Raw genomic sequence first — 11,620 nt, forward strand, 5'->3', positions numbered from 1 at the left:
CTCAGAGCTTCAGCGCGACGTACTGCTGCACATCCCCGCGCTGCACGCGCAGGAGCACCGAGGCGCCCGCGCCCTTCTCCAGCGCCCCCTTCACCGCCGCGACGTCCTTCACCTTGCGGCGGTTGACCTCCGTCACCACGTCTCCCGTCCGCAGCCCCGCGTTCGCCGCCGGGCTGCGCGGCAACACCCCCGACACCAGCACCCCGCCGTAGGGCTGCAGGCCCATGGGGGCGGCCACCTCGGGGGTGACGTCCCGGAGGATCAGTCCGAGTTCCCCCAGGTTGCCCGGGCTGTTCATCGCCGCCAGCACCTCCTGCGCCGGACGGGCGGTCAGCTTCACCACCACCTCCTGCGAGACGCCGTCACGCAGCAACGTCAGCTTCGCCTCGGACCCCGGCGCCATGATGGCCACCTTGCGCAGGAGTTGCTGGAACGAGTCCACCTGCTTGCCGTTCACCCGCACCACCTGGTCTCCGGGGCGGATGCCCGCCTGCGCCGCCGGACTGATGGGGTACACCCGCGTCACCACCGCGGCGCGCGTGCCCACCTGCGGCTGCTCGTCGATCACCACGCCCAGCCACCCCTTCTGGAGCTGGCCGTTCTTGCGCAGGTTGGGCAGCAGATCCTTCACCATGTTGATGGGCACCGCGAAGCCGATGCCCTGCCCCTCGGTGATGATGGCCGTGTTCACGCCCACCACCTCGCCGCGCATGTTGAAGAGCGGCCCGCCCGAGTTGCCCGGGTTGATGAGCGCGTCCGTCTGGATGAAGTCGTCGAAGGGGCCCACGCCGATCACCCGCTCCTTGGCGGAGATCATCCCGTGCGACACCGAGTGGTCCAGGCCGAACGGGTTGCCGATGGCCACCACCCAGTCCCCCACCTCCATCCGGTCCGAGTCCCCCAGGTACACCGCCGGCAGCCCCCCCACGCCCTTGCCCAGCAGCTTCAGCAGCGCCACGTCCGTGGACGCGTCGCGCCCCACCACCTCGGCGTAGAACTCGCGCCCGTCCGACAGGCGCACGATGATCTCACTCGCCGCCTCGTCCTCGCGCGCCACCACGTGGTTGTTCGTCACCACCAACCCGTCCGGGGTGAGGATGAAGCCCGAGCCGCTCGCCGAGCGCGTCACGCCCCGCAGCGGGTGGGCCGCCCCCATGACGTTGATGTTCACCACGCCCGCCTCCACCGCGCGGATCAGCGGCGCCAGCGACGTGGGCGGCACGAAGCCCGGCAGCATCGGCTCGCTGGCGGCCCACTCCCGCCACAGCCCCATGGGCCCGCTGGTCACCCGCTGGGTGTCCTCGGCCCAGGCCGCATGCTCCCGCGCCCGTGCCTCGAGCCACGGCGCGAGCGCTCCCTGCTGGGCCCCCGCCCGGGGCACGAGCACCAGCGAGAGCACCGCGAGGAGGGGGAAAAGGGACAGAGACCGGGGATTCACGACACGGGCCATGGCGATGGGCTCGAACAGCCACTCCCTCCGCCTATTTCCCAGGATTGTCCGGATCCGCTTCCGGGGCACGGCGGGGCGAGGGGGAAGACCCTCACCCTACCCCTCTCCCAGAGGGAGAGGGAACACCTGTGGCGCCGCTCAGGCCTGGGCGGGGGCGATGTACTTCGCCACCTTCACCCGGGCCGGACGGATGATCCGCTCCTTCAGCCGGTAACCCGCCCGGACCTCGGCCACCACCTTCTGGTCATCGTCCGGGTTGGCGGTCATCTCCATGTCCGTGGCCTCGGCCGTGTTGGGATCGTACGGCAGCCCCACCACCTGGAGGCGCTCGATGCCCGACTGCTGCAGCTTCGAGAGCATCCCGTCGCGGATCATCTTCACGCCCTGCGCCAGGGGCGACGAGACATCTCCCCCGCTCATCGCCAGCGAGCGGTCCAGCTCGTCCACCGCCTCCAGCAGCACGGTGGCCACGTTGCCGCGCTCCACGTCCATCATCCGCTCACGCTCGCGGGTGAGGCGCTGCTTGAACTCCTCGCGGTCCTTCTCCAGCTCCTGGTAGGCGCGGGCGAGCTGATCCACGCGGCGCCGGGCCGTGGCCAACTCCGCCTCCAACCGCTGCTTCTCCGCATCCACCGCTGGCGCGGCCTCCTGGGCCGGCGGCTGCTGCTCGGTGGACGTCTCGGGCGCAGCCGAGGCGGCGGCCTCCTGGGCCTGCGCGTCCTGGGACGCACCCTCTGTCCGGGGATTGCCGTTCATGCGGCGAACGTAACCAGCCCCGGGGATGTGTCAACGCTCCGACGGCGGAACTAGTGCTCGGCGGGCGCGGCGGGCTGCTCGGACATGAAGCCGTGATCCACCTGGCCCGTCACCTCGTCGACGATCTCCACCTGGGCTGCTCGCAGCGAGTAGTACAGCAGCCACCGCTCGGCCGCCGTGAGCGTCCCCGCCGGCAGGGCCTTCTCTATCTCCTGCACCGACAGACGGCCCTCTCGCAGTCCCTTGGCGAAGAGTGCCTTCCGCGCCGTATAGCTCTTCCCGATTCTATTCTCCACGGCCTCTCCCTCCTTCCCGGGCAACATAATTTCGCCCTCTCGACACCGCAGAACATGCGGCGTGAAAGGGCGAAGGCAAGGCTGGAGAGCAAGCGGGCGGGCGCCCGGAGGCTCAGGCGTCGGGCAACTTCCCGGTGGAGTGCTGGGCTCCGGGCGGAGGCGGCTCGTCACCGCCCGCCGGGTGGGCGGAGATGACCTGGCGCGCCTCCGGGTGCAGCAGACCCCGTGCCGCGGTGGCCTTGGGCCCGAGGATGCGGAGGATCTCATCCTCGTCCACCACCTCGGTGGCGAGCAGCCGGGCAGCCAGTGCCTCCACCTTGTCCCGGTGGGTGGAGAGCACCTCCCGGGCCCGCTCGAGCGCCTCGGTCACCATCTTGCGGATCTCATCGTCCACCATCCGCGCCGTCTGCTCCGAGTAGGTGCGCACCTCCGGACCGCCGGCCGAGCGCAGGAAGGGGTTCTGCTCGGCCCCCAGGGCCACGGGCCCCAGCGAGCTCATGCCGTAGTCGCGCACCATCAGCTTGGCGATCTCCGAGGCCTGCTTCAGGTCGTTGGAGGCACCGGTGGAGACCTCGCCGATGAAGATCTCCTCGGCGGCACGGCCGCCCATCATCGAGGCCATCTTGTCGCGCAGCTCGTCGTAGGACATGAGGTACCGGTCCTCGAGCGGCAGGGACATGGTGTAGCCCAGCGCGGCGATGCCTCGGGGGATGATGGACACCTTCGTCACCCGCTCCGCGTGGGGCAGCATCCACCCCACCACCGCGTGGCCGGCCTCGTGATGCGCGACGATCTCCTTCTCGCGCTCGTTCATCCGGCGGTTCTTCTTCTCCAGGCCGGCCACCACGCGCTCGATGGCCTCCTCGAAGTCGGCCTTCATGACGAAGTCGCGGTTGCGGCGCGCGGCGAGCAGGGCCGCCTCGTTCACCACGTTGGCCAGGTCGGCGCCCGCGAAGCCCGGGGTCCGCGAGGCAATGGACTTGAGGTCCACGTCCGGTCCCAGCTTCACGCCCTTGGAGTGGATCTCCAGCACCCGCTCGCGGCCGCGCTTGTCCGGACGATCCACCAGCACCTGCCGGTCGAAGCGGCCCGGACGCATGAGCGCGCTGTCGAGGATCTCCGGGCGGTTGGTGGCCGCCAGGATGATGAGGCCGGCGCGGCTGTCGAAGCCATCCATCTCCGCCAGGAGCTGGTTGAGCGTCTGCTCGCGCTCGTCATGGCCACCGGCGACCCCCGCGTTGCGGCTCTTGCCGATGGCGTCCAGCTCGTCGATGAAGATGATGCACGGGGCCTTGGCGGTGGCCTGGGCGAACAGATCGCGCACCCGGGCGGCGCCTACGCCGACGAACATCTCCACGAACTCGGAACCGGAGAGGCTGAAGAAGGGCACGCCCGCCTCACCCGCGACGGCACGGGCCAGCAGCGTCTTGCCCGTTCCCGGCGGGCCCACCAGCAGCACGCCCTTCGGGATGCGGCCGCCCAGCCGGCGGAACTTCTCCGGCGTCTTGAGGAACTCGACGATCTCCCGCAGCTCGTCGACCGCCTCGTCCACGCCGGCCACGTCCTTGAAGCCCACGCCGGTGTCGGCCTCGGCCTGCACCTTGGCGCGTGTCTTCCCAAAGCTCATGACGCTCTGCGGACCCTGGCCCATCCCGCCGGCCATCCGCCGCATCATGAAGCTCCAGAAGAGGAAGGCGAGGCCCAGCGGCACCAGCCAGATCAGCAGCACATCGCTGAAGCCGGACTGGACCACCGCTTCGTACGGGACGCCCTGCCGCTCCAGCAGCGGCACCAGCTCCTCGTCTCCCTGGACGCGGTAGGCCATCCACGGCAGATCACTGCAGCTCGGGACGCAGGCGCTCGGACCCGCTCGCGGGCGTGCCGGACGCACGAGGCGTACCGCTCTCCTTGAGATAGCCCTTCACCCAGTCCGGCGCGATCTGCACCTTGGAGAACTTGTCCTCCTCGATGGCCGCGCGGAGCTCGCTGTAGGTCTTGCGCTGCACGCCCGCGTCCGTGAAGACGTTCCTGAAGAGCATGAAGCCCAGGACGAGCAGAAGGATGTAGCCCAGCGGCGAGCCGAACCGGAACCCCTTGTTGGCGGGAGGAGGCTGTGGCTTTTCCTGTTTCTTTCCGCGAGGGCTCATTCCCCCCGGCGGCATGGTGTTCTGAGGCTTCATCGTCGACGCACTCCCCCTCCCCCATGGCACGTACCCCTGGTGGTACGTGTTACGACTGATCCGCGGGCAAAAGATGTCCACACTCGCCCGCCGGTCAACCCGGCATGCCCGATACAGCTGGGTAATGGTGGTAACGCCGGAACAGCGCTCATCCATCCGGACAACGGCTCTGCCCGGCAGTAAACAGCTCGCGGCCGGGGACGCCGATCAGCGGCAGTCCACCCGGTACATGAACTGGCCGGCGAACTCGGAACCGAGCACGAAGGAGCGTCCACCGGGCAACCAGGTGATGGCTTCCGACTGGGCCTGGCTGGGGCCGGGCACCTCCGCCACCTCGCCCTGGACGAGCTCCTCCAACCGGGAGGCCTCGGGACGGCGCACCTCCCACACACGGGTATAGGTGCGCAGCAACAGCCGCTGGCCGGACGGATGGAGCGCCGCCGCGGTGGTGCGGTAGTCCACCTCCCCGGGTGCATGCAGCGTGCCCAGGTGCGTGGCCTTCGTCACCGTGCCCGGCGCCAGCCCGTCCAGCGCGAACACCTCGCCCAGCGAGCCGCGCTCCTTGGTGATGACCGCCAGCCGGCCCGTGCCCGCTTCAATGATGAGCGACTCGGCGTCATGGGGCTTGTCCGGATAGGAGAAGGCCAGTGTCTCCACGGCGACGGAGGCGTCGGCCACCTCCGGCTCGGGGAAGCGGAAGATCCGCACCTGCTCCCGGCGCTCGAAGTTGTCACCGATGTCGGCCAGGTAGAGACACGAGCGCGTCTCACCCGAGGCGCACGGGCCCAGGGCGATGTCCTCCAGGTCCATCCTCGCCCCGTCCTTCGGCTCGAGCCCGGTGAGCGTCACCGAGGCGAGCACCTTGCCGGACGCATCGAGGGCGAAGAGCCGGAAGGAGTTGCCGGAGTCGTTGTGGGCCCACAGCACCCCCTCGTGGCGGGTGCTGGCGGCGAGACCGGACAGCTCGGCCAGCTCCAGCGCCACCTGGCCAATGCGCCGGGGCTCCCCATAGAGCCGGCAGCCGGGCAGGCCCTCGGCGGGAGGGTAGCGCGGGTCGGCCGCGGTGGAGGACTCGGAGCCGGAGGGCTTCTTCGTCGTGCAGGCCCCCAGCAACAGCCCCGCGAGCACCAGGGCGGAACGACGGCTCACGTCAGGCTTCCAGGCCCAGCAGCTTGGCCAACGTCTTCGCGTCCGCGTCGGGGAACTGGTACTTCGCCATCTCCTCCAGCGTCACCCAGCGGTGATCATGCACGCGCAGGTGCTGGATGGCCGACTCCGCGCTGGTGAGCCGGCAGCGGTAGACGCGGAAGTCGATGTCATAGGTGGGATAGTCGTGATGGGTGTGGAGGGCCTGCTCCAGCACCTCCACCTCCACGCCCATCTCCTCACGAATCTCCCGGGCGAGGGCCTGCTCGTCCCCCTCCCCTTCCTCGACCCGGCCTCCGGGGAACTCCCACAGCAGCGGCAGCGTCGCCTTGGGCGGGCGCTGGGTGATGAGGTAGCGCCCCTCGGTGTTCTGAAGCATCGCGCCGACGACGCGGATGTGACGGCGAGCCATTTCCAGACTCCTTCTCACGGAAGCAGGAAGGGGGGCGGACTAACACGGCCCGGGGCCCCAGGCCAAGCCTCAGGACGCCTTTCCAGCGCCTCCCCGTCGGCCCCGGGACGCCGACCTCCTGCCCCGCTTCGGGGTGCCCGCGGGCTGTTCCAGCTCCGCCAGGGCCGCCTGGGTGAGCGAGGAGACCTCCGCCGCCAGCTCGGCCCGTCCGTACCTCAGCCCCGAGCTCCACAGATGATCCCGGAGTGCCCGGGCCAGCTCCCCCCCCGTGGCATAACGGTCCTCCCGCCGCGGCGCGAGCGCCCGGTGGATGATGGGCCGCAGCCCCTCCGGCAGCGAGCGCGTCGCCGCCTGCACGTGCTGGGAGCTGAGCTGGCGCATGCGCTTCATCAGCTCGCCGGTGCGCGAGGCGCTCAGCTCCTCGAGGCCCGGCACGCGGCCGTCCCCCCGCGCACGCAACTGGCGGCTGAGCAGCTCCGCCTCGTGGCGCTCGGCCGCGTGCAGCAGGTGCTCGCCCGTGAGCAGCTGCAGGAGGATCAGTCCCAGGGAGAACAGATCCGAGCGTCCGTCCAGGGGATCCAACATGGCCCGCTCGGGGGAGCTGTAGGCCAGGTTGCCCAGGTCGCTATCGCCCTCGGTGGAGATGCGCCCCTCGAGCCGGGACCAGGCGGCCCCGAAGTCCGTCAGCTTCACCTCGCCATGCCGGCTCAGGATGATGCCCTGGGGCGTCACGTCCCGGTGGACGACGCCCAGGTGGCGGCCCTTCTCGTCCAGGACGGCGTGCGCGTAGTGCAACCCATCCGCGACCTCAGAGGTCACATGGCAGGCGAGGGCCTCCGAGACGGAGCGGCCCGCACGCGCGGCCTGACGCATCAGGTCACCCAGGAGCTGGCCCTCGACGTACTCCACCAGCAGCAGCGGCGCGTCCGCGGTGCCCCCGAGGAGCTGCACCGAGACGATGTTGGGGTGGCGCAACTGGCCTCCCAGGCGCGCCTCCTCCACCAACCGCTGGTAGTCCTCCTGACGCACCACGCGGTTGAGACGCTTGAGAACAGTGTAGCCTCCCGCGCCGTCGTGATAACGCTGGCGCGTGAGCAACAACTCCCCGTGATGGCCCTGGCCCAACGAGCGCACCAGCTCGTAACTCACCATCCCGGCATCGAACACCACCGGGTGGGTCTCTCGCGTGGAGGTTGTTTCAGGGGTCGTCCGGATCGACATGCGAAGCACTCCTTGGGGGTATGCGCGGGCTGACTCGAAAGGTAAACATGCGCCCCACGAAGCACCAAGAATGATGACAGGGAGCTGCTGGGGCGGATCTTCGGGCTGTGACCTCGAAAGTCGTGTCTACCTCTCACATGACTCTTGAAGTCACCACTTTTCCGGTTATCTTAGAAGTCACGTAGGCCCGGGTGCTCCGGGCCCTACGCCCTGCTCTCTATTTCGAGGATCGCACGGCATGGCACTCCCACGAGGACTGGCTGGGACCATCGGGACAGCGGCCCGGGCGGCTCGGGTCCGGGCCAATCTCACCCAGGAGGACGTGGCCGAACGGGTGGGTCTCGCCACCGAGGTGTATGGACGGCTGGAGCGCGGCGGCATGCTGCCCAGCGTCCCCACGCTGAAGAAGCTCTGTGAGATCCTGCGCATCCCCTCGGATGTGCTGCTGGGGCTGACCCCCGCGCAGGAGAACTTCTGGACCAAGGAGCCGGCCCCCCGTCCCGTCGAGGAGCCCGGGGAGATCCGCCGCCTGGTCCGCACCGTGAAGCGGCTGGAGCCGGCCGAGTTCCGCCTGCTCAGTCTCATGGCCACCGGACTGCTGCGCCTGCGGTTGATCCGGCAGGGCCGCTCCTCCGAGGACTCCTCCCCCTCCTGACAGGCCCCCTTCACAGGCCCTCCAGGCGGCTTCGGGTGGCCGGGGAGCGGGCGGGCGGGGGCCGTGTCCGCCCTCCTGCCCTGGGGTTTCCCTAGGCAACACCCGGGCAGGGGCGCTAGGTAGGTGAGCCGGATTCCGGCCACCCCATGACTGCTGCCCTCCTCACGCTCACCCTCTTTCTCGCCTCGGGGCAGTACGCGCCCCAGCAGGCTGGAAGTGAACCCCTCGCGCCGGCCCTCGAGGCCCGCGTGCAAACGCTCGGCAAGGAGCTGCGCTGCGCCGTCTGCCAGGGCCTCTCCGTCACGGACAGCCCCTCGTCCATGGCCCGCGCCCAGCTCGACAAGATCCGCGAGCTCGTCTCCGAGGGGAAGACGGACCAGGAGGTCCGTGACTACTTCGTGGCCCGCTACGGCGAGTGGGTGCTGCTGCAGCCCAAGGTGGCCGAGAACCCGCTCGTGTGGCTGACCCCGGTGCTGCTGCTGCTGGGCGGCGCCTTCGTCATCTACCGGCAGGTGAAGCGCGAGCCCGGCTCCGCCACTCCGGCGGCCTCCGCGCCCGTGACGCCCACCGCCTCCACCGATTCCGAGGACCCCTACCTCGCGGCCGTGCGCCGGGAGCTGGATCAATGAACCCGACCGCCACCAACTGGATGCCTGGCCTCATCGTGCTCGCGGTGGGCTTCATCGCCGCCGTGTTGTTCCTCCTCACCCGCAAGAGCGGTGCGCCCGCGCCGGAGTCGAAGGATGGCGCGCTCGAGGATCTGGAGCGGCGCTACCAGTCGCTCATCGAGCAGCTCAAGGAGCTGGCCGCGGACAAGCATGCCCTGGAGCCGGAGCGCTATGAGTCGGAGCGCAAGCGGCTGGAGCTGGAGGCCGCGTCGGCGCTGCGCGCCAAGGACGCGAACCTGAAGAAGCGCGGAGCCACCCCGGGGGCCGCGGGCGAGTTGCGGGAGGCGCCGGCGGCCACGGGCGGCCTGTCGCCCCAGTTGAAGGGCGCGATGTGGGGCGGAGGCATCGTGCTGTTCTTCGCCATCCTGAGCTACACGCTGGTGTCCGAGCAGCTCCCGCGAGGCGAGGACGCCGCCGCCACGGGCCGGGTGCCTCCGGGCCTGGGCGCCAACGCGCAGCAGCCGCCGCAGCAGGATCCGGATCTGGAGCAGGCGATGGAGCGCCTGAGGAACAACCCGTCGGACATCGATGCCGCGGCGCTGCTGAGCCACGAGCTCATCCGGCGGCAGATGTACGAGGAGGCCGATCGCGTCACGCAGCGCGCGCTGGCGTTGGATCCGTTCAGCGTGGAGCTGCGGGTGCACCTGGGCGTGCTGAAGGCCGTGCGCGGGGACGAGGCGGGCTCGGAGCGGGATCTGATGATGCTGGTGGACACGTACCCGGACGCGCAGGAGGCGCTGCTGTTCCTGGGCGCCATCGCGATGCGGCAGGGCGACAAGGCCAAGGCGCTGGGGATGTTCGAGCGCTTCGCCGTCGAGGTGCCTGGCGAGATGCACCCGCCGCCGCTGCTCTCCGCCATCCAGCAGCTCCGCGGCGAGCTGGGCCGGTAGAAAGGCCACCCCGGCGGGTTCGAATCCTGTCGGGGACACTTCAATCGGGGCCGGACGCCGCTGATTCGTCAGCGGTGTCCGGCCCCGGTGTTTTCAGGCCCGCGCGCCGCGCAGGGGCAGGTGCACACGGAAGGTGGCTCCCTGCCCCGGCTGGCTCTCCACGTGAAGGCTGCCGCCCATCGCCTGGACGACCTGCTGCGTGATGTAGAGCCCGAGCCCCAGTCCGCCATAGTGGCGCTCGGACACGGCGCGCTCGAACTTGCCGAAGATGCGGGCGAGATGCTCGGCCTCGATGCCAATGCCGCCGTCGCGCACCTCGAGCACCGCGCCCTCCCCCTCCGCGCGCACATCCACCCGGATGGGCTGGCCCGCGCCGTACTTGAGCGCGTTGGTCAGCAGGTTGGTGAGCACCTGCTCCAGCCGCAGCCGATCCCAGTGCCCCACCAGCGCCGCCGCCGCGTGGACCTCCACGGTGCACCCGGCGCGCTCGGCCTCTGGCGCCAGCCCCTCCGTCACCTCCCGCGTCAGCGCCGCCAGGTCCACGTCCTCCAGGTTCAACGACAGCCTGCCGTGCGCGAGGCGCGAGACGTCGAGCAGGTCTCGAATCAGGTCCGCCAGCTTGCGCACCTGCCGCTGCGCCACGTGGACATCCGCGGCGACACGCGCGGCCGGCACCGCGCCCCCCTGAGCGGACTCCGCCGCGCGCAGCAGGCTGTGCAGCTTGAGGTTCAGCGGCGTGAGCGGCGTGCGCAGCTCGTGCGAGGCGATGGAGAGGAACTCATCCCGCACCCGGACGGCCTCCTGGGCCTCCCGCAGCAACCGCCCCCGCTCCTCTTCGCTCCGGATGCGCTCGGTGATGTCGAAGAAGGAGGAGACCACGCCGGCGAGGGTGCGGCCATCGGGCTCGAAGAGCGGCTGGGCATTCACCGACAGCCACACGCGCGTGCCGTCCGGCTGCTGGATGCCCATCACCCGGTCCACCTGGCGGATCCCGGTGCGCAGCGCCACCATGGGCGGGTGCTGCTCGGCGGGCATGGGCGTGCCATCCAGGTACACCGCCCCCCAGCGGGGGTCCGCGGAGTCGCGCCCCTGGAGTCTCCGGCTGGGTCAGGCCGAAGAGCCGCTCGGCCGTCGCATTGGCGAGCCACAGCACCCCCCGGGCATCCTGCACCGTGACGCCTTCCGTGAGCGAGCTGATGACGGCCCGCAGCAGCTCCTCCTTCTCGCGCACCGCCCGCTCGGCCTGCTCCGACGCCCGGATGCGCCGCGCGAGCGCCTCGTTGGCGGCGAGCAGCTCGACGTTGAGCGCCTGGAAGCCTCCAGCCCGCTCTGGTGGATCTCGGCCTCCATCCGCGCGTTGCGGCTGCGCAGCTCGGCGTTCATCTCCCGCTCGCGCTCGCGCTGCCGGGAGATCCGGACGAACTCCGTCACGTCCTCCACGTGGTGGATGATGAGGCGCACCTGGCCCCCGGCGGTGAGGACCGGCATGTTGCGGGGACTCCAGAAGCGCTCCTCGAAGTCCCCCGTCTCCGGCGTGCGGATGTCGTACTTCTGCACCGGCATGATGTCCGGCGCCCGGGTCGAGAGCACCCGCTCCAGCGAGGCGCGCAGATTCCTCACGCCCGTGGCGCCCGGGTCGGAGGGGTTGTCCGGAAACACGTCGAAGAGGTAGCGCCCGAGGAGGCTCTCGCGCACCGCCTTCACGGCGCGCAGGTAGGCCTCGTTCACCGCGACGATGGTGAGGTCCGGCGTCACGACGAGGTAGGGGTTGGGGGTGTTCTCGAACAGATCCTGATGGTCGAGCACCGGAGCAACAGGCGGCATGGGGAGCGGGGAGCCATGGCTGCCCTCGGCTGCCTGGCGGGCGGGGTTCTCTCGGGTGTCCATCTCGATGGGCCCAGCGGGGGTCCGCAGGTGTGCCCAAGGCGTCTCTCCCCGTCAACGGC

11 protein-coding genes and 1 pseudogene are annotated in these 11,620 nt (G+C 70.3%); 3 read left to right on the forward strand and 9 right to left on the reverse strand.

Features of this window, described 5'->3' with window-relative positions; all coding sequences use genetic code 11:
• Window position 1: 1 nt before the first annotated feature.
• The 7 genes and pseudogenes from ACN28I_RS09730 to ACN28I_RS09760 all read right to left on the reverse strand — a co-directional run bounded on the left by ACN28I_RS09730 (window position 2) and on the right by ACN28I_RS09760 (window position 7,461).
• Window positions 2-1,450, reverse strand: coding sequence for a trypsin-like peptidase domain-containing protein (locus ACN28I_RS09730; RefSeq protein WP_420941792.1), 1,449 nt, complete (start codon window positions 1,448-1,450; stop codon window positions 2-4).
• Between the two features lie 138 nt (window positions 1,451-1,588).
• Window positions 1,589-2,206: a nucleotide exchange factor GrpE gene (locus ACN28I_RS09735; protein ID WP_420941793.1), complete on the reverse strand. Its 618-nt coding sequence runs from the start codon at window positions 2,204-2,206 to the stop codon at window positions 1,589-1,591.
• Between the two features lie 50 nt (window positions 2,207-2,256).
• Entirely contained in the window at window positions 2,257-2,502 is a 246-nt protein-coding gene (locus tag ACN28I_RS09740; RefSeq protein WP_324950427.1) for a hypothetical protein, read from the reverse strand.
• A 112-nt stretch (window positions 2,503-2,614) separates the two neighbouring features.
• A pseudogene (ftsH, locus tag ACN28I_RS09745) lies at window positions 2,615-4,649 on the reverse strand (ATP-dependent zinc metalloprotease FtsH).
• A 240-nt stretch (window positions 4,650-4,889) separates the two neighbouring features.
• The gene (locus ACN28I_RS09750; protein ID WP_420941794.1) at window positions 4,890-5,831 is read right to left on the reverse strand and encodes a hypothetical protein; all 942 of its coding nucleotides are present in this window, start codon (window positions 5,829-5,831) and stop codon (window positions 4,890-4,892) included.
• Between the two features lies 1 nt (window position 5,832).
• Complete coding sequence (locus ACN28I_RS09755; RefSeq protein WP_420941795.1) at window positions 5,833-6,240, reverse strand: (deoxy)nucleoside triphosphate pyrophosphohydrolase; 408 nt, start codon at window positions 6,238-6,240, stop codon at window positions 5,833-5,835.
• A gap of 69 nt (window positions 6,241-6,309) precedes the next feature.
• Complete coding sequence (locus tag ACN28I_RS09760) at window positions 6,310-7,461, reverse strand: serine/threonine-protein kinase (RefSeq protein ID WP_420941796.1); 1,152 nt, start codon at window positions 7,459-7,461, stop codon at window positions 6,310-6,312.
• 238 nt (window positions 7,462-7,699) lie between these two features.
• On the opposite strand from ACN28I_RS09760, the gene ACN28I_RS09765 reads away from it, so the two are divergent.
• The 3 genes from ACN28I_RS09765 (at window position 7,700) to ACN28I_RS09775 (ending at window position 9,674) form a co-directional block, all read left to right on the forward strand.
• Complete coding sequence (locus tag ACN28I_RS09765; RefSeq protein ID WP_420941797.1) at window positions 7,700-8,116, forward strand: helix-turn-helix transcriptional regulator; 417 nt, start codon at window positions 7,700-7,702, stop codon at window positions 8,114-8,116.
• A gap of 146 nt (window positions 8,117-8,262) precedes the next feature.
• Window positions 8,263-8,745 (forward strand): cytochrome c-type biogenesis protein, encoded by a 483-nt coding sequence (locus ACN28I_RS09770; RefSeq protein ID WP_420941798.1) that lies wholly within the window; start codon window positions 8,263-8,265, stop codon window positions 8,743-8,745.
• Window positions 8,742-9,674 (forward strand): tetratricopeptide repeat protein, encoded by a 933-nt coding sequence (locus ACN28I_RS09775; RefSeq protein WP_420941799.1) that lies wholly within the window; start codon window positions 8,742-8,744, stop codon window positions 9,672-9,674. Before ACN28I_RS09770 ends, ACN28I_RS09775 begins: the two co-directional genes overlap by 4 nt.
• A gap of 93 nt (window positions 9,675-9,767) precedes the next feature.
• On the opposite strand, the gene ACN28I_RS09780 is transcribed toward ACN28I_RS09775, so the two are convergent.
• Together ACN28I_RS09780 and ACN28I_RS09785 are read right to left on the reverse strand one after the other, a co-directional pair.
• Window positions 9,768-10,709, reverse strand: a complete 942-nt coding sequence (locus ACN28I_RS09780; RefSeq protein WP_420941800.1) for an ATP-binding protein — start codon at window positions 10,707-10,709, stop codon at window positions 9,768-9,770.
• Window positions 10,710-10,781: 72 nt separating this feature from the next.
• The gene (locus tag ACN28I_RS09785; protein ID WP_420941801.1) at window positions 10,782-11,561 is read right to left on the reverse strand and encodes a PAS domain-containing protein; all 780 of its coding nucleotides are present in this window, start codon (window positions 11,559-11,561) and stop codon (window positions 10,782-10,784) included.
• Between the last annotated feature and the right edge of the window lie 59 nt (window positions 11,562-11,620).

This window comes from Archangium gephyra, assembly GCF_049060025.1.
GTDB classification, from domain to species: domain Bacteria; phylum Myxococcota; class Myxococcia; order Myxococcales; family Myxococcaceae; genus Archangium; species Archangium gephyra_A.